The 21955-nt window shown below is 61.3% G+C and carries 18 protein-coding genes and 4 pseudogenes; 8 read left to right on the top strand and 14 right to left on the bottom strand.

The features are described from left to right. Window positions 1-177 (top strand): annotated as a pseudogene (locus HMPREF2996_RS12370) (23S ribosomal RNA methyltransferase Erm); the annotation flags it as partial. A 219-nt stretch (window positions 178-396) separates the two neighbouring features. Here the strand turns inward: HMPREF2996_RS12370 and HMPREF2996_RS12865 are convergent. The 3 genes from HMPREF2996_RS12865 to HMPREF2996_RS00990 form a co-directional block, all read right to left on the bottom strand. Further along, the gene (locus HMPREF2996_RS12865; RefSeq protein WP_049189366.1) at window positions 397-720 is read right to left on the bottom strand and encodes a type IIL restriction-modification enzyme MmeI; all 324 of its coding nucleotides are present in this window, start codon (window positions 718-720) and stop codon (window positions 397-399) included. Between the two features lie 520 nt (window positions 721-1240). Continuing rightward, complete coding sequence (locus HMPREF2996_RS00995; protein ID WP_010187976.1) at window positions 1241-3133, bottom strand: heavy metal translocating P-type ATPase; 1893 nt, start codon at window positions 3131-3133, stop codon at window positions 1241-1243. Continuing rightward, complete coding sequence (locus HMPREF2996_RS00990; protein WP_005530797.1) at window positions 3130-3489, bottom strand: Cd(II)/Pb(II)-sensing metalloregulatory transcriptional regulator CmtR; 360 nt, start codon at window positions 3487-3489, stop codon at window positions 3130-3132. The genes HMPREF2996_RS00995 and HMPREF2996_RS00990 overlap by 4 nt, the downstream gene beginning before the upstream one ends. A gap of 149 nt (window positions 3490-3638) precedes the next feature. On the opposite strand from HMPREF2996_RS00990, the pseudogene HMPREF2996_RS12920 reads away from it, so the two are divergent. Beyond that, window positions 3639-3743, top strand: a pseudogene (locus tag HMPREF2996_RS12920) (type II toxin-antitoxin system RelE/ParE family toxin); the annotation flags it as partial. Between the two features lie 34 nt (window positions 3744-3777). Continuing rightward, window positions 3778-4037: pseudogene (locus HMPREF2996_RS12355) on the top strand (HigA family addiction module antitoxin). 54 nt (window positions 4038-4091) lie between these two features. Here HMPREF2996_RS12355 and HMPREF2996_RS13095 read toward each other — a convergent pair. From HMPREF2996_RS13095 to HMPREF2996_RS00980, 3 genes and pseudogenes are all read right to left on the bottom strand, one after another. After that, window positions 4092-4181 (bottom strand): annotated as a pseudogene (locus HMPREF2996_RS13095) (aminoacyl-tRNA hydrolase); the annotation flags it as partial. A 434-nt stretch (window positions 4182-4615) separates the two neighbouring features. Further along, on the bottom strand, window positions 4616-5266 hold the full coding sequence (locus HMPREF2996_RS00985) for an MOSC domain-containing protein (RefSeq protein ID WP_070444626.1): 651 nt from the start codon (window positions 5264-5266) through the stop codon (window positions 4616-4618). A 29-nt stretch (window positions 5267-5295) separates the two neighbouring features. After that, entirely contained in the window at window positions 5296-7824 is a 2529-nt protein-coding gene (locus HMPREF2996_RS00980; protein WP_246822962.1) for a hypothetical protein, read from the bottom strand. A 115-nt stretch (window positions 7825-7939) separates the two neighbouring features. On the opposite strand from HMPREF2996_RS00980, the gene HMPREF2996_RS00975 reads away from it, so the two are divergent. Then, window positions 7940-8656 carry a helix-turn-helix domain-containing protein gene (locus HMPREF2996_RS00975; protein WP_070644799.1) on the top strand — a complete coding sequence of 239 codons (717 nt, stop codon included), beginning with the start codon at window positions 7940-7942 and terminating at the stop codon, window positions 8654-8656. Between the two features lie 3 nt (window positions 8657-8659). Continuing rightward, window positions 8660-9229: a Fic family protein gene (locus HMPREF2996_RS00970; protein WP_070644798.1), complete on the top strand. Its 570-nt coding sequence runs from the start codon at window positions 8660-8662 to the stop codon at window positions 9227-9229. Between the two features lie 418 nt (window positions 9230-9647). Here the strand turns inward: HMPREF2996_RS00970 and HMPREF2996_RS00965 are convergent, their stop codons facing one another. Further along, on the bottom strand, window positions 9648-10256 hold the full coding sequence (locus tag HMPREF2996_RS00965) for a CueP family metal-binding protein (protein ID WP_070644795.1): 609 nt from the start codon (window positions 10254-10256) through the stop codon (window positions 9648-9650). A 115-nt stretch (window positions 10257-10371) separates the two neighbouring features. Between HMPREF2996_RS00965 and HMPREF2996_RS00960 the strand changes: the two genes are divergently transcribed. Next, complete coding sequence (locus HMPREF2996_RS00960) at window positions 10372-10752, top strand: zinc ribbon domain-containing protein YjdM (RefSeq protein WP_070644793.1); 381 nt, start codon at window positions 10372-10374, stop codon at window positions 10750-10752. Between the two features lie 17 nt (window positions 10753-10769). Here HMPREF2996_RS00960 and HMPREF2996_RS00955 read toward each other — a convergent pair whose 3' ends face one another. Together HMPREF2996_RS00955 and HMPREF2996_RS13090 are read right to left on the bottom strand one after the other, a co-directional pair. Further along, window positions 10770-11165, bottom strand: coding sequence for a type II toxin-antitoxin system VapC family toxin (locus HMPREF2996_RS00955; RefSeq protein ID WP_070644791.1), 396 nt, complete (start codon window positions 11163-11165; stop codon window positions 10770-10772). Then, a complete protein-coding gene (locus HMPREF2996_RS13090; protein ID WP_070644789.1) occupies window positions 11165-11437 on the bottom strand; it encodes a type II toxin-antitoxin system Phd/YefM family antitoxin in 273 nt (90 codons plus the stop codon). The genes HMPREF2996_RS00955 and HMPREF2996_RS13090 overlap by 1 nt, the downstream gene beginning before the upstream one ends. Before the next feature lie 187 nt (window positions 11438-11624). On the opposite strand from HMPREF2996_RS13090, the gene leuS reads away from it, so the two are divergent. Continuing rightward, a complete protein-coding gene (gene leuS, locus HMPREF2996_RS00945) occupies window positions 11625-14474 on the top strand; it encodes a leucine--tRNA ligase (protein WP_070729690.1) in 2850 nt (949 codons plus the stop codon). 168 nt (window positions 14475-14642) lie between these two features. Here the strand turns inward: leuS and HMPREF2996_RS00940 are convergent, their stop codons facing one another. The 4 genes from HMPREF2996_RS00940 to paaZ all read right to left on the bottom strand — a co-directional run bounded on the left by HMPREF2996_RS00940 (window position 14643) and on the right by paaZ (window position 20556). Beyond that, window positions 14643-14936: a type I restriction-modification enzyme R subunit C-terminal domain-containing protein gene (locus HMPREF2996_RS00940; protein ID WP_246822961.1), complete on the bottom strand. Its 294-nt coding sequence runs from the start codon at window positions 14934-14936 to the stop codon at window positions 14643-14645. A 469-nt stretch (window positions 14937-15405) separates the two neighbouring features. Then, window positions 15406-16689 (bottom strand): hypothetical protein, encoded by a 1284-nt coding sequence (locus HMPREF2996_RS00935; RefSeq protein ID WP_070716879.1) that lies wholly within the window; start codon window positions 16687-16689, stop codon window positions 15406-15408. A gap of 27 nt (window positions 16690-16716) precedes the next feature. Next, a complete protein-coding gene (locus tag HMPREF2996_RS00930) occupies window positions 16717-18417 on the bottom strand; it encodes an FAD-binding dehydrogenase (RefSeq protein ID WP_070729689.1) in 1701 nt (566 codons plus the stop codon). Window positions 18418-18477: 60 nt separating this feature from the next. Next, window positions 18478-20556: a phenylacetic acid degradation bifunctional protein PaaZ gene (gene paaZ, locus HMPREF2996_RS00925; protein WP_070716886.1), complete on the bottom strand. Its 2079-nt coding sequence runs from the start codon at window positions 20554-20556 to the stop codon at window positions 18478-18480. Between the two features lie 102 nt (window positions 20557-20658). Between paaZ and HMPREF2996_RS00920 the strand changes: the two genes are divergently transcribed. After that, entirely contained in the window at window positions 20659-21066 is a 408-nt protein-coding gene (locus tag HMPREF2996_RS00920) for a PaaI family thioesterase (RefSeq protein WP_070444647.1), read from the top strand. A gap of 33 nt (window positions 21067-21099) precedes the next feature. Here HMPREF2996_RS00920 and HMPREF2996_RS00915 read toward each other — a convergent pair whose 3' ends face one another. Further along, window positions 21100-21951, bottom strand: coding sequence for a 3-hydroxyacyl-CoA dehydrogenase family protein (locus HMPREF2996_RS00915; RefSeq protein ID WP_070716893.1), 852 nt, complete (start codon window positions 21949-21951; stop codon window positions 21100-21102). Window positions 21952-21955 lie beyond the last annotated feature (4 nt).

Raw genomic sequence — 21955 nt, 5'->3', positions numbered from 1 at the left:
TCATGGTTGCGCTCGCGAGGAATCGACCCCGCAACCCTACCCCCCAGATTGCGCACCAGCGACTGGATCGATCTCTTTCAGGTGACTGGTTCCTCTCCATCGCACCATCGGCCAATTTCACAATCGGGAAGTAGTCAACGCCCTCCTCAACGCAAAAAACGAGGCCGGCGGCGTTAATCTCCCCGCCACCCAAACCGAAATCCACCAGTAGTAGTGGACGACCAGTGCTGGTCTACCGTGAGCCGGGTTATGACAGTGACGTGTTCTCGTCGGGCACAGTCATAGTTCCCGGCGTTGCCGGCGACAGGGTTCTATACCCAGCAGCGGGGCCGATCAAAATTACCCGCACGGGGAACGACCCTGCTGGTGGTTTCGATTTTGATGGAAGCGAGGAGATTAGCCCCTCGACAACTCCCCGTAGCTGGCGAACAGTAGCTCCTGGCGCTGGCGCTCGTTGGTGAGTTTGCGTGCCACACCGAAAGCTTTATTTACTTCTCGGTCCATTTCGTCGTGAGCCTTGAGCAGAGTTTGGTCCATCGCTAACGGGTTGTAGTGCTCCGCGAGTGACCCCTCGGGGTGCCGCTCGCGGGCCCGCAGTACCAACTGTCCAGCGTCGATGATTCGCTGCTGCGCTTTCTCATCTAGTTCACACGGAGCTGGTCCGAAGGAGTAGCTCCCGGTGTACTCCGAAGAACGGAAAAATGAATAGTGGGGATACATCGACTTCCATTTTCCATTCTCCCGGCTCAGAGTATTGAGGGGGCTGGGACCGGGTCCGTAAACCCTTTATGTTTTCCACGCACAGCGGTTTATAGCGACGATCCCTATAGGTTTTCCGCAGAACCTATATGTATTTCTGTGCACCCCCATGTTGTCCGTTTTAGCGGTATTTCGTTGCTACTTCCGCACTTGCGAATAAAATGGTTATTTATCGCCGACACTCCGTCGAGTTCAAGTTCAACGTGTAACGCGAGGCGTTAATGACGTTTCGCGTTATTGGGGGTAGGTTGAAGAGCGCTGTCTCTAACTCCGGTTTTCGTTCGGCCTCGGTCCATTCCGCTACCTCGTGTGAAGAATCTGCAAGCGGTATCAGGCCGTTGAACTATTAGGTTCACCCACAGTTCCCGTGCCTGCACGCATCGAGAAGGACCAGGCGGTGAACTCGAATGACTCGCCTGGTCCAACGTGTGTGTGCGCTCGGCGCGTGGTTCAACCCTTATAAGACTTGCCGGTCACAGCCTCAGCGTTTCGCTCGTGCAGCCCGCAGGCCGTTCAAGATCACGATGACTTCGGCGACTTCGTGTACCAACACGACGGCGGCCAGGCCCAGTACACCGCTGATCGCCAGTGGCATCAACACGATGATGATGGCCAGAGACAGCACGATGTTTTGGTTGATGATCCTGCTGCCTCGGCGGGCGTGCTGCAGCGCCTGCGGGATCAGCCGGAGGTCGTGGCCGGTGAAGGCGACGTCAGCGGACTCGATCGCGGCGTCAGAGCCGGTTGCTCCCATCGCAATGCCCACCGTTGCGCCCGCCAGTGCCGGCGCGTCGTTGATGCCGTCGCCGATCATCGCCGTCGGCGTCTTGGAGGAGAGTTCGGCGACGATGCTTGCCTTGTCCTCCGGTCGCAGCTCGGCGCGCACGTCGTCGATTCCAGCGATTTCAGCCAGCGCCCGGGCGGTGCGAGTGTTATCGCCGGTGAGCATGCTCACTTCCACGTCGTTGTCGTGCAGGGATTGCACGGCATCGGGCACCTCGGGCCGCAACTCGTCGCGCACCCCGATCGCCCCGGCGAGAGCGTCATCGACGGTGACTAGGACGCAGGTCTGGCCTTCGGACTCCATACGCTCAACGTCCGCCTTCAGTGGCCCGGCGTCGATCCATCGGGGGCTGCCGACCAGCACCCGTCGGCCTTCGACGGTGCCGCCGATGCCATGACCGGCTTCCTCGCTGATATCCAAGGCGGTGGGCGCTTCGGGCTCCGCTGCCACGATCGCCGCGGCGAGGGGGTGCGTCGATTGCTGCTCAACCGCCGCCGCGAAGGAAAGCACCTGCGCCCGATCGAATCCGTCTGCCGGGACCACTCCGGTAACCTCGGGCTGGTTGCGAGTAAGGGTTCCGGTCTTGTCTACCGCTAGGTGACGGATGCCGCCGAGTCGCTCGAACGCCGCGCCGGACTTGATGACTACTCCGAACTGGCTGGCCGCGCCGATCGCGGCCACGACCGTCAGCGGCACGGAGATTGCCAGCGCGCACGGCGACGCTGCGACCAGGACCACCAGCGCACGGGTGATCCACGTCTCGGGGTCGCCCAGCAGCGAGCCAATCACACCGACCAGCACCGCCAGGATCATCACCCCGGGCACTAGGGGTCGGGCAATCCGGTCGGCGATCCGGGCGCGGTCACCCTTCTCCGCCTGCGCCTTCTCGACGAGATCGACGAGTGTGGTCAGCGAGTTGTCCGTTCCAGCTGCGGTCGTCTCGACCTCCAGCACACCGGCGGAGTTGATCGCTCCCGCGGGTACCTCGTCGCCGGGTGCGACCTCCTCCGGAATGGATTCTCCGGTGATCGCTGAGGTGTCAAGGCTGGAGCGTCCGGACCGAATGATGCCGTCCGTGGCGATCCGCTCCCCGGGGCGCACGAGCATCAGCTCGCCAGCCTCAAGGTCCTTCGCAGCGACCTCGGCCGTCGTACCGTCGCGCAGCACGGTCGCGGTTTGCGGTACCAGCTTCAACAGTGCCCGCAGTCCGCCTTGGGCCCGGTCCATCGCCTTGTCTTCAAGCGCCTCGGCGATCGAGTACAGGAACGCCAGCGCCGCGGCCTCTCCGACGAAACCAAGGATCACCGCGCCGACCGCGCTGATCGTCATAAGCAAGCCAATGCCGAGCTTGCGCTTCGTGACAAGGTTCCGGATCGCTCCAGGTGCGAACGTATAAGCGCCCAGCAGCAGGCCAAGCCAATACAGTACCGTTGCGGGCGTCTCCAAGTCGGACCAGTCCAGCGCCAGTCCTGTAATGAGGGCTACACCGGAGAAGATCGGTAGCAGTAGCTCGGGGTCTTTCCACCATGGCCGATCGAGCTCTTCGATCTCCGTGGCGGGTTCGTGTTCGCATCCACATGCTGAACTCATGCGTCCGTTCCTTTCTCGCCGCAGCCGGGCACCGAGCACTCAGTGTCGATGCAGGGGGCATTCTCGTCGACGGCCAGTGTCGCGTTGACCAGCGCTTCGAGCGCCGCCGCGAGGTGCGGATCGGCAATTTCGTAGCGGGTCTTACGGCCCTCCGGCTCAGCGACGACGATGCCGCAATCGCGTAGGCAGGACAGGTGGTTCGAGACGTTCGAGCGGGTCAGATCCAAGCTTTGCGAAATCTCGGCCGGGTAGCCCGGACCGTCGAGTAGGGTCATCAGGATTCGGGAACGCGTCGGATCAGCCATGGCCCGGCCGAGCCGGTTCATGACGTCGAGGCGCGAAGCAATAGTCAGCATGTGCTGAACAATACAACGTGTGCTTAACTATTCAAAATGCACTGAACTGACGGTTACGCGAAGGTCCTGCGACCTGCAGGAATTAGTCGATGGGATAGCAGATGACTGATCCTTTGTGGTTTGGCTGCCACCCAACGCGGGAGCGACGTGATCGGCGGGGTCAGTTCAGCATTTGAATCAACGACCAGTGGCGGATCTGTTTTCGGTGGTCCGCCGCGGGGCCAGAGGAGGTTGAGATCGTTGACTACCACTGACAAGCTCCCTCCGGTTCACCCCGGTGAGATCCTCATGGAGGACTTTCTCAAGGAAATGGGATCACCCAGCACAAGCTCGCCGTCTCCATTGGCGTTCCGCCCCGCCGGATCAACGAGATTGTCCACGGAAAGCGGGCTGTAACCGCGGACACTGCTCTTCGCTTGGCTAAGTTCTTCGGAATGAGCCCCCAGTTCTGACTCGGGTTACAGGCTCAATATGACTTGGACGTGGCGGAAGACAAGATCCTCTCGGAAATCGAGCGGATTCAACCGGTCCAAGCTGTCTCAGCGTAGCGGTTACCCGAACCAGGTCCGTCAGCGTGAGGATATGCACGCGGATGGTTCGAACTAGGGAATTTGGGGCCGCCGTCGCGTGGACTTGAGTTCCGAGCGCCGCTTTTTCGCTTCGAGACGGCGTCGCACCGAGCTCTGCGTCGGGGATCCAGTTCTCGGTAACGTAGTGAGGCATGTAGAGGCTATCCAGTCGTCAAACAGCAAATGAGTGGTTGGATAACTCTTAAACATGCGGGCTTTAAGGCTGAAATGTAGCCTCAATGAGAATGCCAATGACAATCCCATCTGACCGGCCGCGCTGACCTCGGCCAAAACCCCAGACCTCGATCCCGAAACCTCCTGGTGGGTGGTGGGGCGTCGCCAAGCGCTTGGCGACGCCGACCTGCAGGTTGCGGGTTTCAGGTCTGGGGAAATGCAGTGGAGGCTGGAAACGCCGAAGCCCGTCGCCTAAGTCAACTGCGCAATGAGAACATCAATGACAACCTCAATGAGAATTGTTGTCATTGAAGCGCTCAATGTTAGCTATGGCGGCTATAGCTGCACCGCGCAGTGTTGGAGGTGGAGGAGAAGGAATGCAGTTAGTCGCGGGGCTGCAGGCGCTTAACCAGCTGCTCGTGGTGGACTGGGGCGAGGCAGCCGGCGTCCACGACGCGCCGGGCTAGCTCCTTGTCCCCCATCTTGGCTGCGAAGGCCATGCCCATGGTGATGTCGTGGTCGGGGCGGCCGATAAGTGTAATCTCATCGCCAGGTTTGATGCGGCCAGGCTCGATGATGCGCAGGTAGGAGCCACAATCGCCGCGCTCCGTGAAGGATTTGAGCCAGCCCGGCTCGTCCATCCAACCGGAGAAAGTGGCGCAGGGCGTGCGCGGGATAGACACTTCGAGCACGCACTCCCCCACCTGAATTCGCTGGTTGATCAGCATATTCGGCCAGGAAATCCCTTCTGTGGTGAGGTTCTCCCCGAAGTAGCCATCACGCAGCACGCGGTTGAGCGTGCCCTCCCAGTAATCGAGCTCCTCACGGGCCACCGCATACACGGCCTTCTCAGCGCCGCCGTGGTGGGCGTGGTCACCGATGGAATCCCCCACCACGCCAGAGCCGTCACCGTAGTTGGGCCCGGGTATTTCCAGATCCAGGAGGGGGCGTGGCTGCTTATCGATGCCCGTGTACTCGTGCCGCCCGTGCGGCTCGGGGCGGCGGACAGCGACGTTCGTGGAGATAACCTTCATGCTCACCTATTGTGGCACACCTCACGGGCTTACAGGTCGCGATCGTGGAAGAGCGCCTCCGCAGTCACGAGGTCGTAGAAGAAGAGGCGGGGGGCGAGGGGGAGGACGTCGGCAAGCATGGGCATGTCCTCCTTGAGCAGGGGGCTTTCCATGATGATGTCATTCGCCGCAGCGCGGGAGGCTAGGGCGAAGGCATAGGAAATATAGGGCATCCAGGCCGCTGCATTGAGCTCGTCGGCGGTGTTTCCGCTGGCAAAGGCGCCCAACGCGATGAGGGTGTGGTTGACGGACATGTCAACGCCCGCGTTTTGCACCAGCGAGGCCAGTGCCGTGGCGTCCTTGCGCAGGTGCTCGATGGTGCCCAGCGCATCGAGGGCGCCGTTGTTGGCAAAGCACTCGCGCAGCGCGGCGACGCGGCTGGCCTCCCCCATCAGATCATGGACGGGCGGTGTGGGACTGTGAATGGTCGCGGCATTGAGCAGCATCGGGCGGGTCAGACCATCTGCGCCGGACTCGCGCAAGGCGGTGAGCTCGGGGTTCTCGCTGGCGGAGGGATCGAGGAGGAGATCCAGGTAGCTATCGACGCCGGACTCGGCGGCGGCCTCCAGTGGCGAGTGGAACAAGCGCGTGCGCGCAAGCGAGCGGGCTTGTTGGTTCACGCTGACGCCGGTGCGCGCCAGGGCGTGGACCGCGGCTTCCGGTTGGGCGCGCAGGCGGTCGATGGTGCTGTCGAACATCGCCTGCAGTTTCGGGTTGGGGCTGCGCTGGGAGAGCACGTGGAGCGCGCGGAAGGTGTCCCAGAGCTGCTCCGGGGTCCAGTCCTTCGAGGCGAGCGCCGCCGGTGAGCCTTCCGGTGTGATCACAATGGAGGCGCTGGAGGGGCGTGCAGGGGCGGCGAGGTTGGAGGAGGCGCGAAGCTCGCGGACGTCGACAAGCAGCGAGCCATGCTCAGCAAGCTCCGCGGGCAGTTCAAACCCCTCTTCAGTGGGAGTGAGTTGGGTAGGTGCCACGGTGGGCTCGGCCAATGGCCAGGCCCAGCCCACTAAATCTGCCTGCGGTTCTGCGTTCTGTTCAATGATGATTTCATCGCCATTGAGCAGACCACGGCTGACGAAGGGGGACTTGCGGATGGTTGCCAGCGCCGCGTAAATCAGGCTGGTGGATGCGGATGCTTCGTACTCGACAATGCGCCGCTCCAAGCTGCGGGCCTGGTGAGCCTCGCGCTCCTGAGCCGGGAGGGAGTCCAGGTAATCCTCGTAGGACAGTGTGGACCACATGAGGAAGAGCTCTGCCGTTGGCTGTTTGCGCACGGCGTTGGCCAGCGCGGCGTTGGGGACGGCGAGGCTGGTGACCGCCTGCGTGGTCTTCGAGGTGCGCGCCAGCTCCTTGATTTTCTGGCGGCCGTCGATGGTGACGAACTTCGCCAGCGGCAGCGGGCGCGGCGAGTGGACGGTGAACATATCGTCCTGATCGAGCTGGCCAGCGAAAATTACTGGCTTATCGGAGTGCTCAGTGGGTTCCAAGCCGATGCGCTTGACGCGGCTAAACAAGGCCTCGGGCCAAACATCGAATTCCAGCTCATAGCCGGCCTCACTGGCTACGACCTCGCGGCGAGAGACCTCGGTGTCCTCGAAGGTGCGCAGGCCTTTTTCCAGTGCGATGGGCTTCTTTGGCGGGGAGGCCAGCGTGTAGCTGAAGGCTGAGTGCGCGCCGAGGGCATCGATGATGCGGAAATCCATGCCGCGCGGACCGTCGTTGGTGGCGCGCATGTGGAGGCCCTCGGCGAGGGAGATGAAGCGGACGTCGACAAGCTGCTCGTCGTGCCACAGCGACACCTTGTAGCGCCCCACCCACGGGTCTTCGTAGAGGTCACCCGGGAAAGGCTCAGCGATGCCTGCGTCGAAAGTCTGCTCCGAAATCTCCTCCTGCTCGCCGCCGAGAGGCGCGTAAGTGAGATCGATGCGCCACTCCCCTTCCGCAATGAGGTGCACGCGCGGCGACTTGGTGAACACGGGCTCGTTGTCGAGGCCTCGGGCGTTGGGCAGGGTGGCGACGTCGAAGTCCCACTCGAAATCGCCGTGCTTGGCGACGTCCACCGGTTCCCTCTGCGGTACCCTCACCTGATCCGGTAGCGGTCCCACTTCCCAGCCGGCCCAGATGCCGAGTGGCTCAGCGTTCTCGAGCGTGCCCTGCGGCGCGATGAGGGTGGTGCGGTCATAGACGATGAACGGCGCCTCATCGGTGATGCCGGTGAAGGTGACGGTCTCGATGAGGTCCTCATCGCCATCGCGCAGGGTTACCTCGATGCGGGTAAAAGGCCCAGGGATGCCGACTTCCAGCGGTTCTTCGGTGGCGAATTCGCGCACCGAATGGGGGCGATCGATGAAGTGAGACTTGACCACCCACCGAGGATCAGACAGATCTGCCTCAGGATAGGTAGCCGGCAGCTCCAGCATGAGAATGTTGCTCCCCCGGCGCAGTGAAATCCGGGGACCCTGTTCGGTGAGGTCAGTGGTGACCAACGGCGTTGTGGGAAGTGAATAAATCTCCGCGCTCATTTGCTTCATCATAGGACACGGCGGGGTGGTGTTGCCATGTCGCTGGTAGGCGGCCTGACTGTCCTATCCGTAGGACAGGTGTCCTATTGATAGGACAGTTGGCTATAGTAGGGCCATGGACCCAGTACAACTCCTCAAGAAAAGCCCGCTGAGCCTGAGCGAAATCTCGCGGCGCTCGGGAGTGTCGCGAAATACGCTCAATCTGTGGTTGCGTGGGGCAGCTCAACCAAGCTTGGCCGGGTTGGAGAAGGTAATGCGCGTGCTCGGATACGAGGTTTCCGTACAGGTACACCACATGAGCGACGCCGCCGCCGCGACAGCCGCCCGAGTTCTCCTGGGGGAGCTCAGCAGCGAAGAACCAGACGTTAAAGCCTGGATTGACCGCTTTATGCAGTGGGGTGACGCTGCGGCCGTCGGTGGCAGCTACCAGGCTCTCATGGAACGGGCCGCGTGGGCCTCCAACCCCTACGGCCGCAAGGACGCTCTCCATTTTTTACCAGCGAATCCCATAACGCTTGCCTCAGCGGTTGATGCGAGCGGGCAACCATGGGCGATGTCGGGTGCCTTTGCAGCTCAACAAGTCTCGGGGCATATCGCTGGTGAAGGAGAACCTCGATCAACATTGATTTGGTGCACAAATCCAGCAGACATCGTGCCTTCATTACCCACGCGGATTCGTGCCAGTGCTGAGCCAGTATCCGGAGGGATCACCCTCGTGCCCGTCGCCGGTGAAGAGTTAACGGGCGCAAGAAAAGAGTTAGGAATACACTACGTGTCACCGCATCAGCTTGCTATTGATGTGTGCGCTGAAAACCATGCGGGAGGGGCATAGGGGATGAGAAGAGCTACGAGCCGAGTGAGCTGGGAGCACCATGAGCGACCGCACATTGTGGAGTTGGGGACCAAGCGCGGGTTATTTCGACTCACCAAGCAACTTCCTGACTTGGTGTGGAACGCTGCCGCGCTGGAAGGAAACACGTTTACCCTCCCGGAAGTCCGCACGTTGCTCGATGCCGGACTTTTCCGTGGTGAAGGCGACGCAGAGGGGGACGGCGGTGGAGTGCGGCTCATGGATGGCGGGTTCATCCCTTTCGACCCTGCTGATGAATTGGGTGAAGCCCATGCCGATTTGCTGGTTTCCCTCCAAGGGCTTGACAACCCAGTCGAGCAAGCGTTGGCCTATTTCTGCTCAGCCACGCGTAGCCAGTTCTATTTCGATGGAAATAAGCGGACCGCCAGGCTAGTGGCGTCCGGTCTCTTGCTGAGTCATGGATACAGCGCATTGAATATCCCTCACGCGAGGCAGCTGGAGTTCAACCTTGCACTTGATGAACTTTTCCGGGCCGACGATGCCACAGCTTTGATGGACTTTCTGTATGACTGCCTAGAGGAGTCCTCCCAGTAAGCGCAGTAGGCCCTCCGCTTCCGAAGCGGAGGGCCTACGTGGGGGCTGAATGCTCAGCGCATCCTTTAGTGCATAGTGCTGTAGTGTTTAGCGGAACATCTTCTGCAGAGCGGAGAAGTCAACCTTGACCACGCTGACAGACTGCAGGAATGCGGCGATGGCGCCGAGTAGGGCAGCCACGACGCCTGCGCCCAAGAAGCCGGCGCCGACGGGGTGGCGTGGCTAAAAGGAACAGAGTTGACGACGCCGGCGGACTTGTTGTGGTCAATTGCCTGCTCGGAGATGTTCTTCAGGGAGTGGCCGTATGGGGACTTGCCCAGAACACCGTTGACGTCGGCAAGCACTGCGTGGACACCATAAAAGGACAAACGGTGAACCCCCAGAACGTGGGATTCACCGTGGTGAGTGAATGGGCAGATTATGCCATCTGCAGCGTGGTCACGCAGGTACCGCCTTCGTCAGAGGTATCCAGGGGAACCTCGCCGGTCTTGCCGTCCTGTTCGATGGTGATGGTGCCCTTCTTGTCGGCCGGCAGCCAGTAGCCAATGAAGCCGTTGTCGAACGTCGTCGTGTCCTCGTTGACCAGCTCGTTTCCGGCGTCATCGGTGATGGTGACGTGGATGTCTTCCTTGCCGAGCTCACCAGTGCAGGTGGTTAGTGAGTGGTTGAAGCAGTCATGGGTCTGGGTCATGTACGGCGCGATGGAGACGTAGAACTTGTCCTCCGGCAAGGGCAGGGATGCTTGACCCTGCTCGGCGGTGAGGACCAGCTCGTTCGGCAATACGGAGGCGTGCAGATCGCTAGGACGCTCCTCCTTGGGCATGCGGTCCAGCTTGTCGATGATCTCCGGGCCATCCAACCCTTCGAGATCGAACTCGGCGAGGATCTCCTCGGCGGGTACCTGCTGGATGTCGGTGCTGGAAGCGGCGCTCTTCGAGGCTTCGCTCGGGACGGGGCTCTCCGTGGAGCAGGCGGACAAGGTGATGGCTGCGGCGCACACAGCCGCAAGAGAAATGAGGCGTTTCATAAGTCTTCCGAATGGGTCCGATTGTGTTGACTCAATCTTATACCCCACCGGGGTATCCATCAATGGAATGAGAGAAGGATCATCTTTTTGCGCTACGCGGGATAGTCTGTTCCTTATGACTGATACTGCAGGAACAACTCTGCCACCTTGCCCCGAGTGCTCCTCCGAGTACACCTACGAGATGCCGCCGCTGATTGTCTGCCCCGAATGCGCGCACGAGTTCTCCACCGACGCTGCCGATACCACGGCCACGGAAGGAACCGAGCCGACCATCGTCGACTCCGTGGGCAATGCGCTTGCCGACGGCGATACGGTCACCATCACCGAAACCCTTAAGGTCAAGGGCGCGCAGCAGCCGCTCAAGGCCGGCACGAAGGTGCGCGGCATCCGCTTGAACTTCGACGCCGGCACCGGCCAGGAAGATCACAACATTGACTGCAAGATTGATGGATTTGGCGCGATGAAGCTCAAACCTGCTGTGGTCAAGAAGGTCTAGAGAAACCTCTACGACCGTCATTGGTGGCCGTCACTGGCTGAGGGAAGGACGGTAAATCCTTGAGACCGGGCAGCAGCGTGGAGCTGCTTGTCATAGGTGAAAAAGGCTAGCGCGAGGCCAGCGTCACGGAGGAGGCAGGCGCTCGCAAGGTGGATAGCATCTAGGGAGCGAACTCCGGTCAGAGAGCATGCTCGGCGAATGACCTCATCGTTGATGCCAACCTTGGAGACCCCCTCCGTGAACTCCCGGTAACCGGTGCCGGTGAGGCCACTGCGCTGCCACACTTTGGATAACTCGATGTCAATGAGTGCAGAAGAAAACAGTTGTTGGCCTTCAAGGAGTGCAGCGACTTCGTAGCTTTCGCGCTCGGGTAAGGCCAACTTCGCTAGTGCCGAAGTATCGACGTAGATCATCACAAGCGGTCTTCCCTATCTAGTAGTGATACAACGTCTGTCTTGGAAGGCAGATAGTCTGTGTTGCTTGGCTGTGAGTAAGGCTTCGGGTTGTGGCTCAAGATTCCGGCAGCTACTAGCTGCTCCACGGGGCTATCTAGAGACGAAATGGGTACTACGCGAGCAATGGGCCGATTGCGGTCAGTGATGATCACGCTTTGACCTGTAGCGGCGACTTCGCGCACTATGTGGCCAGAACGCTGGTTGAGTTCGCGCAAAGAGATGTTGGTCATCGCTCCAACCGCCTTTCCTGATTGTCTGTTCGCCAAATGTAGAACAGTAGAACAATGTTGATTGTAATGGCCCCGCCTAAGGAGAACAAGGGGGCGTCGACAGTCGCGTCGCCGCACTGCGGAGCAGAATGCGGCTTGCCTGGGTCTAACTGGGGAGATGTCCGTTCGGTGACTACACTGTCTAACCATGACTAACCCGAGCGATAACACCACCCACCGCTACACGCCGGAGCTCGCCGCGCAAATTGAAAGTGCCTGGCAGCAGTACTGGAAGGATAACGGCACCTTTAATGCGCCGAACCCAGTTGGGCCGCTCGCGGAGGAGGGTAAGGAACTTCCAGCGGAGAAGATGAACATCCAGGACATGTTCCCCTACCCTTCCGGCGCGGGCCTTCACGTGGGCCACCCACTGGGCTATATCGCTACGGATACCTACGCGCGTTATCAACGCATGCTGGGTAAGAACGTCCTGCACACGCTGGGCTATGACGCCTTTGGTCTGCCGGCAGAACAGTACGCCATCCAGACGGGTACGCACCCGCGCACCACGACGGAGGCGAATATCAAGAATATGCGCCGCCAGCTGGGTCTTCTCGGCCTAGGTCATGATCCACGCCGCTCGGTGGCCTCGACTGACCCGGAGTTTTATAAGTGGACGCAGTGGATCTTCCTGCAGATTTATAACTCCTGGTTCGATGAGGAGCAGCAGAAGGCGCGCCCGATTTCTGAGCTCATCAAGGAGCTTGAGGTGGGCAAGCGCACTACCAAGGACGGCCGCTACTACGCAGATCTGAGTAAGGAAGAGCAGCGCAAGGCACTCGATGAGTTCCGCCTGGTCTACCTGTCCAACTCCACCGTGAACTGGTGCCCGGGCCTGGGCACGGTGCTGGCCAATGAGGAGGTCACCGCAGAGGGCAAGTCTGAGCGCGGTAACTTCCCGGTTTTCCGCAAGAACTTGTCGCAGTGGATGATGCGCATTACTGCCTACTCCGACCGTCTTCTCGATGACCTGGAGCTTCTGGACTGGCCGGAGAAGGTCAAGTCCATGCAGCGCAACTGGATTGGCCGCTCCCGTGGTGCGGAGGTCAGCTTCCACGCCGAGGGCTACAACATCGACGTCTTCACCACCCGCCCGGATACTCTCTTCGGCGCGGAGTACGTGGTGCTGGCTCCGGAGCACGAGCTTGTCGACGCCCTCCTCTCCCCCATCCCCTACGAGGATGATGTGGATGAGCGCTGGACCTTCGGCCACGATGATCCGAAGGAGGCCGTAGAGGCCTACCGCGCCTCCATTGCCGCGAAGTCCGACCTGGAGCGCCAGGAGAACAAGGAAAAGACGGGTGTCTTCCTGGGTACCTATGCCACCAACCCGGTCAACGGCAAGCAGGTCCCGATCTTCATCGCGGACTACGTTCTGACCGGCTATGGCACCGGTGCCATCATGGCGGTCCCAGCGCACGATACCCGTGACTACGAGTTTGCTACCGTCTTTGGCCTGCCGATTACTGAGGTAGTCGCTGGCGGCGACATCACCAAGGAGGCCTACACGGAGTCCGGCAAGGCCGTAAACTCCGCCAACGATTCCCTGGACATCAACGGCATGCCCAGGGATGAGGCCATCGCCGCCATCATCCCGTGGCTAGAGGAACAAGGAGTGGGCCACGAGAAGATCCAGTACAAGCTGCGTGATTGGCTGTTTGCCCGCCAGCGCTACTGGGGCGAGCCCTTCCCCATCGTCTATGACGAGGCCGGCCAGGCCTACCCGCTGCCGGAGTCGATGCTGCCTATCGAGCTGCCGGAGGTAGAAGACTACAAGCCGGTCTCCTTCGACCCGGATGATGCTGATTCCTCCCCGCAGCCGCCGCTGGCCAAGGCTCGCGAGTGGGTCGAGGTGGAGCTGGACCTGGGTCTTGGGGATGGCCCGCAGACCTACTACCGCGATACCAACGTCATGCCGCAGTGGGCAGGTTCTTCCTGGTATCAGCTGCGCTACATCGATCCGACGAATGACGAGATCTTCTGCGACTTGGAAAACGAGCGCTACTGGACGGGCCCGCGCCCAGAAGAGCACGGCGCTAACGACCCGGGTGGCGTTGACCTCTACGTCGGTGGCGTTGAACACGCCGTGCTGCACCTGCTCTACGCCCGCTTCTGGCACAAGGTCCTCTTCGATCTGGGCTACGTGAGCTCCAAGGAGCCCTACCGCCGCCTGTACAACCAGGGCTACATCCAGGCCTATGCGTATACCGATTCCCGCGGCGTCTACGTCCCGGCCGCGGAGGTAGTAGAACGCGATGGCGCGTTCTACTACGGGGATGAAAAGGTCAACCAGGAGTACGGCAAGATGGGCAAGTCCCTGAAGAACTCCGTGGCCCCGGATGATATTTGCCGCGACTATGGTGCCGATACCCTGCGTGTCTACGAGATGTCGATGGGCCCGCTGGATACCTCCCGCCCGTGGGCCACCAAGGACGTCGTCGGTGCGCAGCGTTTCCTGCAGCGCCTGTGGCGCCTAGCCGTCGACGAGAACTCTGGCGAGCTGTGCACGACGGACGCAGAGCTTTCCGAGGATGACTTGAAGCACCTCAACCGCACCATCGCCGGTGTGCGCGATGACTATGAGAACCTGCGCCTGAACACCGTGGTGGCCAAGCTCATTGAGTACGTGAACTACCTGACCAAGGCCTATCCGAAGGGCGCGCCGCGCGCGGCGGTGGAGCCTTTGGTCCAGCTGGTCTCCCCCGTTGCCCCGCACATCGCGGAGGAGCTGTGGAAGCGCTTCGGCCATGAGGAGACCATCACCTATGAGGCCTTCCCGGAGTTCGAAGAAAAGTACCTCGTCGACGACGAGATTGAGGTTCCGGTGCAGATCAACGGCAAGGTCAAGGCCCGCGTCATGGTGCCTGCCGACGCCGACCAAGCCACCGTCGTGGGCGTGGCAAAGAGCGATGAGCGCATCGCCGAGCTGACCGCGGGTAAGAACGTGGTCAAGGAGATTTACGTTCCGGGCCGCATGGTCAACCTCGTTGTGAAGTAACTCGCCCCAAGAAAGCGCCGTTCCTGCGGTTACTCCGGCACCGCCTCTGAGGTGCCTCAGGAACGGCCTTAGGGGCACCTCATTCACGCTGTGTTCAATGCGCGCTCTAGGCGCTCCTTGATGCCATGGATGGTGGCCACGTTGCCGTCAAAGGCGTCGAAGGGGGAACTATAGTTGTCGTAAGGTGCTCTCAAAGAGCTCCGCGACAGTGACGATTCCGTTGTGGACTAACCCGCCGATGATCTGGTTCATGAAGACCAGCTGCACCGAGTTCAGGCGTGCGCCGTCCATCATGTCCGCAAACGCGGAACGCGCCGCGGATTCGTCCAACCCGATGATGGTGCGGACTAAGCGGGGAAGGCCCACGCCGAGCTGTTCCTCCAGGGCGGGGGAGGCCGCGACTAAATTCCCCAGCTCATCGGCTAAATCCATGACCGCGGCCTTGCGCGTGTCACGGTCCATGCCATTAGTAAAAGCTATCTTCTATTAAGTAGCCATATGTAATTTTCGGGGCGGCGCGACTTTTAGGGTTTAAGGCGCAAATGACGGTACGTCCAATTCTGCAGGTGGAATTCATACTCATTCCTTCTTTCAAAATTGCTGGTTGTATGCGGTTGGCGCTCCTTCTTTGAGTCCCAAACATGGACGTGCGCATTCCCTCGAGCGTGAATTTTCAAAAAATCCCTTGCCTGGTTCACCTCTCTTCGATATCCATTTCCCAGGAAGTTGTTTTTCTGAGGCTTGAGTGTCGTGAAAAACAACTCTGAAACAACTTTGCCAACAACTGTGTCTAGTTTAGAGCTCCCCTTTGTTGTGAAAAAGCAGGTCAGACAGGTTGTTGCTGGTTGTTTGCAGTTGTTTCGAGGTTGTTGTGAGTTGTTCGCGGTAGTTGTAGGCAGCGGCATGCGGCCTGGAGGGGGCTGAACCAGGGCTAATCCAGCTCTTGGTTCAGCTCCTGGCGCACCTTGGCGATGATCTCGCCGAGGAAGCCCTCGCACCCATCGGTGATGTCAGGGAACGTGGAGTCATCCTCGATGACGCCGAGCGTGAATAACAGATCGCGGGTGATGGCGTGTGTGTAGTCGTATTCCGGGTTGAACTCCCACTCCCCCCGGAATAAATGGACTAGTTCAAAGGAGAGCTGAGGAATCCCCTCCGGCTCGGCGTAGGCATAAGGGATGTTGTGCATGATGACCTGCGTGGCCCAGAGCGGATCGCTCATCGCCTTGCGGCCATATTTGGTGAGCTTGATCTGCGTCGTTGTGGTCTTGAGCCAATCCAGGTCCGTGAGGAATCCCCGCAAGTTCAGCAGCGGTTGGTGGTAGTCCTCGCGCTTGACATCATCAAAATCATTGGGGCTGTTGAGGCCCTCCTTGAGGCGGGCGACGGCCGCCTGCTTCAGGTAGCCGGCCCCGGTGAGGCGCGGAAATTCTTCGATGACCTCGAGGTATTCGCGCACCCGCTGGCCCACGTGGGCGGCGATGGCGTCATCAAGCGCCGGCAGCTCGTAGTCGGGGCGCAGCTCCGGGTAGGCCTCGTGGATTTCCGCGCGCCATTCCTCCAGCATCTCCGAGGACGGCACCGGGATGTCTTCGAAAGGAGTGGAGCGGAAAGGATCGAGGGGGAGATCCCCAGGCAGCGCGGGCTTGGTGCCGCCTTCCAGATTGGCGGCCTCCGTGCCCATGGTGGCCAGGCGCTGCGCCACGGCCGGCGGGAAGAACGTGGTGAGGCGCTGATGGATTTGGTCCAGTGTGTAGTTGGGGAAGAGCGCGAAGATGCGCTCCATGCTGTCCGTGGGTACGGCCATGTAGGCCATGGTCGCCTGGACATCGAGGCCCACCTTGAACATCGCCTCGGCGCTGCCCAGCTCACTCATGAGATCGGGGCCTTCACCGGCGATGAGGGCTGGCAGCCCCATGACCACGCGTGAGGTGTCCGCCACGCTGATGCTGATATTCCATGCGCCGTCTGAGGGGTGGTAGTGCGCTACTTCCCGGAATGTTTCGAAAAAGTCCTGGTCAATGATGGTGAGGACGTCGATCGGTGTGCCTTCTTCACCCACGAGGATGCCCGGATGGGAGGGCTCGAGGCCGAGCGCGGCGTGGACGATGATCATCATTTCGCCCACGGTGAGTTCGGCGGGGGCGGCGACGAAGCGGGACGTGGTGAAGAAGGGATTCTCCACGTCGATGCGGACGTTCCTGGCGAGGTTCATAGTGCCCGACAGTATTAGAAAACCGTGCTATTCGCGCGCCAAAGCTTCGCCCACGCGCTTGCCAGAATGGATGCAACCGCCCAGGAAGGTGCCTTCCAGCGCATTTTTGCCGTGCATGCCGCCACCGCCGAATCCGGAGGCCTCGCCGCAGGCGTAAAGACCGGGGAGGACTGAGCCATCGGGGTTGAGGCACTGGCCATCCAGGTTGGTCTCCAGCCCGCCCAGGGTCTTGCGGGTGAGGAACTTCAGGCGCACCGCGATGAGTGGGCCCTTGGTTTCATCCAGGATGCGGTGTGGGGGAGCAACGCGGATAAGCTTGTCGCCCAGGAAGCCGCGGGCAACGCGGAGGTAGTTGACCTGGGCGTCTTTGCTGAAGGGATTATCCAGCTGGGAATCACGATCTTCCAGGACTTTTCTAAGTTGGGTTACATCAATGGTGGGGGAACCCTCTGGTGCAATGCGGTTCATTCCGGCGACAAGATCCTCCAGGTTGTCTTCCACGACCCAGTCGATTCCGTTGTCCATGAAGGCTTTGACTGCCACGTGTGTGCCAGGACCTAGTTTGCCGGCGAGCTTCTTGAACTCCTTGTCCGTCAGGTCTGGGTTCTGCTCCGAGCCGGAGAAGATGAACTCCTTGTCCACGATGGCCTGGTTGAGCACGAACCAGGAGTAACCGTGCCCGGTCTGGCCAATGTGGGCCAAGGCCGCAAGGTTATCGGTGCCGGGGAAAAGGTTGGTGGGCAGGCGGTTGCCTTCGGCGTCGAGCCATAGTGCTGACGGTCCGGGGATAATACGGATGCCGTGGCCGGGCCAGATGGAATTCCAGTTGGTCATGCCCTCGGTGTAGGCCCACATGCGGTCCGTGTTGACCACCGAGGCGCCCGCCTGCTGGGCGATGTCTATGCCACGGCCGTCGACATGCGCGGGAACGCCCGTGACCAGTTCCTCCGGGCATTCGCCCCAGCGCTGCGTCGGCCACATGCGGCGGACCTTGTCCAGGTTGCCGCCGATGCCGCCGGTGGCGATGACGACAGCAGAGCCGCGCAGCTCGAAGTGCTTGACCACTTCTCTCGAGCTCGCCTCACCGCGTGGCTGGCTGGTGGGGGAGAGGACGCTGCCGCGCACGCCGACGACGCGCGGGCTGCCAGCGTCGTCGTTTTCGACGACGAGCTCGTCCACGCGGTGGCGGAAATGGAATTCGACCTGGCCTTGTTCTTCTGCTTTAAGGAGCGGCTCGCGGAAGACGCGCACGACCTCCGGGCCCGTGCCCCAGGTGAGGTGGAAACGCGGGACGGAGTTGCCGTGGCCGGAGGCATCGCCCGAACCGCGCTCGGCCCAGCCGATGGTGGGTAGGACGTTGAGGCCTAGCCCTTTGAGGTACGTGCGTTTCTCATTAGCGGCAAAGCGTACGTATTCGCGGCCCCATTTCGCGCCCCAAAAATCGTGCCGGTCATCCTCGGTCACTGGGTCATAGTCGGCAGAGTTGGCCCAGTCGCGCCAGGCCAATTCTTCGGAGTCCTTGACCCGCATCATCTTCTGCTCGGGGGAGTCGACATAAAACAGCCCGCCGAGGGACCAGAAGGCCTGGCCGCCTAGGTTATTGCGGTTTTCTTGTTCGAGGAAGATGACGTGCTTTCCGCCCTTGAGGGCCTCATAGCCGGCGACCATGCCGGCGAGGCCGCTGCCGACGATGATGACGGAGCCAGTGACCAAGTTAGTTTCTTTCATGACAGTAATGATAAAAGAAACCGGACTCGATTGTGTGACTTGGCTCGCACATTATCATCTTTACGCCGAGGCTGTGCCCTCGGCGTAGGTCGTGTTCACCTTCTCCACGAGGGTCAACACATCGTAGGTCGCCACAATCTCATCCTCCTGGTTGTAGAGCACGGCATCCCAGCAGACCTCGCCGTAGTCATCGGTCACGCGCGGGGTGATGCGTTTGGCGGTCAGTTCCACGCGGATGGAATCGTCATAGGTGACCGGCGTAATGAAGCGCAGGTTCTCCAGGCCATAGTTGGCCAGGACCGGGCCCGGCGCAGGCTCCACGAAGAGGCCCGCAGCCCAGGAGACCAGCAGGTAACCGTGTGCGACGCGGCGCGGGAAGAAGGGATTGGCCGTTGCGGCCTCCTCGTCAGTGTGGGCGTAGAAGGTATCGCCGGTCTTCTCCGCGAACTCGAGGATTTCCTCGAGGGAGACGTGGCGCAGGTCGGAGGCGAACTGGTCACCGATCTGTAGCGTAGCCAGGTCCTTGCGGAAGGGGTGGGTGCCCTGGCCATTCTCCACGTCGGCGCGGGTCACGCGCTGCACGGCCGCGCCGCGGTGCCACTGGCCCGTGATGGCGGTGAGGTGATCCGGGGTGCCCTGAATAGCGGTGCGCTGCATGTAGTGCAGGATGCCACGCACACCACCCAGTTCTTCGCCGCCGCCGGCGCGACCCGGTCCGCCGTGGACGAGGTGCGGGAGGGGAGAGCCGTGGCCGGTCGAGGTCTTCGCATCATCACGGTCAAGGAAATGCAGGCGGCCGTGGTGGGCAGCAATGCCGAGTGCGTACTCGCGTGCCAGCTGCGGGTCATGCGTAATAACGGAGGCAACCAGCGAACCAGAGCCCAGGGCGGCGAGCTCGATGGCCTCGGCGGGGGAGTCGTAACCCAGGAAGGAGACGACGGGGCCGAAGGCTTCGGTGTCGTGGACCGCTGGGGTGCGATTATCGGCAAAGCGCAGGATAGTGGGGTTGAAGAACGCGCCCTCGGCCTCCTCGCCGCCGTAGACTACCTCGCCGCCGCCGGCCTTGAGCTTCTCGACGGCCTCCGCGACGTCCTGCTTCTGATCCGCGGAGACCAACGGACCCATGGTGGCGGAGGCATCGCGCGGATCGCCCACGACGACCTTGTCGCGCAGGCGTGCGCTGAGGGCTTCAATGGTGGCGTCGACAAGCGCATGCGGGACGATGGCGCGGCGGATGGCGGTACACTTCTGACCCGCCTTCGAGGTCATCTCGCCGAAGACTGCCTTGACGAAGGCCTCGAACTCCGGGGAGTCCGCGGTGACATCGGTACCCAGAATGGCAGCGTTGAGGGAGTCAGCCTCCGCGCTGAACTGGATGCCGCCCTCGATGACGTTGTGGTGTGCGCGCAGGGTATTCGCGGTATCGGCAGAGCCGGTAAAGGCCACGTGATCGCGGTAGTCCAGGTGATCCAACATGTCGCGGGCGGAGCCGGAGATGAGCTGCAGGCTGCCTTCCGGCAGGATCCCGGAATCGATCATGAGGCGAACACAAGCCGCGGTGATGTAGCCGGTCGGCGTAGCGGGCTTAACAATCGAGGGCACGCCCGCGATGAAGGCCGGGGCAAATTTCTCCAGCATGCCCCAGACGGGGAAGTTGAAGGCGTTGATCTGTACGGCTACGCCAGGGATGGAGGTGTAGATGTGGCGGCCGATGAAGGAGCCGTCCTTGGAAAAGACCTCTGCCTCGCCGTCCGGCATGACGGTGGAATTAGGCATCTCGCGGCGGCCCTTCGAGGAGAAGGTGAACATGGTGGAAATGCCGCCGTCGATATCGACGAAATTATCGCGCTTGTTGGCGCCGGCCTTGTTGGCCAGTTCGTAGAGCTCTTCGCGGTGATCCTGGAGGTAGATCGCCAGCTCCTTGAGTTTGAGGGCGCGCTCGTGGAAGGTGAGCTTCTGGAGGCCTTCGCGCCCGGTGCTGCGGGCGTAGTCGATGGCGCCGGCGATGTCGAGGCCTTCGGCGCTGACTCGAGCGATGACTTCTCCAGTGGAAGCATCGTGCACGTCAGCGACGCGTGAGGGGTTGTCCGGGGTGAGCCACTGGCCGGAGAGGTAGCTGGGGACGAGGGCTTCAGTCATAGCGAAAAGTTTGGCCTTTCCATTAGTTTCCGAACGGTTGGTCAGTAAATACAGGCTAGTATAGGCTGCGTCACATTTCTAGGATTAAGTAAGGAGTACGGCATGACCGCAGAGGTATGGAAGATTCAGTTGGGTGAGCTGGACAAGAAGATGGGTGTTGAAATCCTGGAAGAGTCGGCCCAGCGAGTGGTGGCCACCATGCCGGTCGAGGGCAATACCCAGTCCTTCGGGCTGCTCCACGGTGGGGCCATGGCGTGCCTAGCGGAGGCCGTTGGTAGCTGGGCGGCGGTGATTCACGCTTCGACGCTGGGCAAGGTCGCCGTCGGCGTGGACATCAACGCAACGCACCACGCTTCCGGGCGCGCGGGTCTGGTCACGGCGACGGCCACCGCCATCAAGCTGGGCAAGACGCTGTGCTCCCACGAGATCATCATTACAGATGACGAGGGGAGGAGGCTGTGTACGGCGCGCATCACTAACGCGCTCGTGGCGTCGAAGGACAAGAAGTAGGAGCGCTAGGAAATAGTGGAGGGGGAGTGCGGCTTATTCGGAGTAGTCGTAGAAGCCCTTGCCGGACTTGCGGCCCAGCTCCCCGCGGGCGACCATGTCGCGCATGAGCTGCGGCGGGCTAAAACGCTCACCTAGCTGGGATTCGAGGTATTCGGCGATGCCGAGGCGCACATCAAGGCCTACGATATCGGTCAGCTCCAGCGGGCCGATGGGGAACTTGTAGCCCAGCACCATGGCGTTGTCGATATCGCGCGGTGAGGCCACGCCTTCCTCCACCATGCGGATGGCCTCCAGCGCGATGGCCACGCCGAGGCGGGAGGAAGCGAAGCCGGGGGCATCCTTGACCACCACCGCGGTCTTGCCCAAGCCCTCGACCCAGTCCTTGGCGGTGTCCACGAGCGCCTCCGGCGTGGACTCGGCAACAACCACTTCCACCAGTTTGGAAGCTGGGACCGGGTTGAAGAAGTGCAGACCAATGACGTCGTTGGGGATGCTTTCTGCCAGCTGCGATACCGACAGTGAGGAGGTATTGGTGGCGACGACAGCCTCTGGGGCCGCTTCGGCGATATCCCGGAAGGCGGCCACCTTGAGATCCATCGATTCTGGAACTGCCTCAACCACGAGGTCGAAGCCGGCGAAGGCGGAGGCGGTGGTGGAAAAGCTGAGACGCTCATCCCAGGATTCGAAGGTGCCGTCCGCCCCGCGGTCGAGGGAGCCGCGGATGGCCTTGTGCACGCGCTCGCGAGCGGCGGCCACGGCGTCGTCGTTGATATCCACTACGGTCACGGACGCGCCGGCGGCGAGAAGGGCGTGCGCGATGCCCGCGCCCATACGGCCGCCGCCGAGAACGCCGACCTTGGCAGGAACCTGCAGTTCTGAGGACATGAGT

Origin of the sequence: Corynebacterium sp. HMSC066C02 (genome assembly GCF_001814945.1) — a bacterium.
Classification (GTDB): Bacteria; Actinomycetota; Actinomycetes; order Mycobacteriales; family Mycobacteriaceae; genus Corynebacterium; species Corynebacterium aurimucosum.
The sequence above is the reverse complement of the archived record's forward strand: the minus strand, read 5'-3'. Positions and strand labels throughout refer to the sequence as shown.

Bases quoted from the DNA above. Each gene is read 5' to 3' on its own strand.
- paaZ (WP_070716886.1), bottom strand. From the start codon at position 20,556: ATGACTGAAGCCCTCGTCCCCAGCTACCTCTCCGGCCAGTGGCTCACC.
- HMPREF2996_RS00975 (WP_070644799.1), top strand. From the start codon at position 7,940: ATGGACCCAGTACAACTCCTCAAGAAAAGCCCGCTGAGCCTGAGCGAA.
- HMPREF2996_RS00940 (WP_246822961.1), bottom strand. From the start codon at position 14,936: ATGGACCGTGACACGCGCAAGGCCGCGGTCATGGATTTAGCCGATGAG.
- HMPREF2996_RS00930 (WP_070729689.1), bottom strand. From the start codon at position 18,417: ATGAAAGAAACTAACTTGGTCACTGGCTCCGTCATCATCGTCGGCAGC.
- HMPREF2996_RS00955 (WP_070644791.1), bottom strand. From the start codon at position 11,165: ATGATCTACGTCGATACTTCGGCACTAGCGAAGTTGGCCTTACCCGAG.
- HMPREF2996_RS00935 (WP_070716879.1), bottom strand. From the start codon at position 16,689: ATGAACCTCGCCAGGAACGTCCGCATCGACGTGGAGAATCCCTTCTTC.
- HMPREF2996_RS00920 (WP_070444647.1), top strand. From the start codon at position 20,659: ATGACCGCAGAGGTATGGAAGATTCAGTTGGGTGAGCTGGACAAGAAG.
- HMPREF2996_RS00915 (WP_070716893.1), bottom strand. From the start codon at position 21,951: ATGTCCTCAGAACTGCAGGTTCCTGCCAAGGTCGGCGTTCTCGGCGGC.
- HMPREF2996_RS00960 (WP_070644793.1), top strand. From the start codon at position 10,372: ATGACTGATACTGCAGGAACAACTCTGCCACCTTGCCCCGAGTGCTCC.
- HMPREF2996_RS00985 (WP_070444626.1), bottom strand. From the start codon at position 5,266: ATGAAGGTTATCTCCACGAACGTCGCTGTCCGCCGCCCCGAGCCGCAC.
- HMPREF2996_RS00970 (WP_070644798.1), top strand. From the start codon at position 8,660: ATGAGAAGAGCTACGAGCCGAGTGAGCTGGGAGCACCATGAGCGACCG.
- leuS (WP_070729690.1), top strand. From the start codon at position 11,625: ATGACTAACCCGAGCGATAACACCACCCACCGCTACACGCCGGAGCTC.
- HMPREF2996_RS00990 (WP_005530797.1), bottom strand. From the start codon at position 3,489: ATGCTGACTATTGCTTCGCGCCTCGACGTCATGAACCGGCTCGGCCGG.
- HMPREF2996_RS00995 (WP_010187976.1), bottom strand. From the start codon at position 3,133: ATGAGTTCAGCATGTGGATGCGAACACGAACCCGCCACGGAGATCGAA.
- HMPREF2996_RS12865 (WP_049189366.1), bottom strand. From the start codon at position 720: ATGTATCCCCACTATTCATTTTTCCGTTCTTCGGAGTACACCGGGAGC.
- HMPREF2996_RS00980 (WP_246822962.1), bottom strand. From the start codon at position 7,824: ATGAGCGCGGAGATTTATTCACTTCCCACAACGCCGTTGGTCACCACT.
- HMPREF2996_RS13090 (WP_070644789.1), bottom strand. From the start codon at position 11,437: ATGACCAACATCTCTTTGCGCGAACTCAACCAGCGTTCTGGCCACATA.
- HMPREF2996_RS00965 (WP_070644795.1), bottom strand. From the start codon at position 10,256: ATGAAACGCCTCATTTCTCTTGCGGCTGTGTGCGCCGCAGCCATCACC.